Source organism: Halomonas sp. V046 (genome assembly GCF_052645355.1).
Genome location: NZ_JBQXYF010000099.1, coordinates 1 through 205, shown reverse-complemented (window position 1 = coordinate 205; position 205 = coordinate 1). Strand labels below are relative to the sequence as shown.

Genomic DNA, 205 nt, shown 5'->3' with positions numbered 1-205 from the left:
GCGGCACGGTGCAGGGCAGCTACGGCGTCCTGACGGTCAGCGTCAGCGCTGGCAACTACACCTACAGCTACACCCTCGATGACAACACCACCGAGCACAGCACCCAGGGCACCGACAGCGACGGTATCCAGGACGACTTCGCGGTCACCCTGACCGACAGCGATGGCGACGTTGCGACCACGACCCTCACGATCGATGTGAAGGA

Annotated in this window: 1 protein-coding gene; it reads left to right on the top strand. The window is 63.9% G+C overall.

The genetic code is table 11. The features are described from left to right. The coding region (locus ACUN9Y_RS22425) for a hypothetical protein (RefSeq protein ID WP_445462946.1) at positions 1 to 205 on the top strand (205 nt) is incomplete at both ends.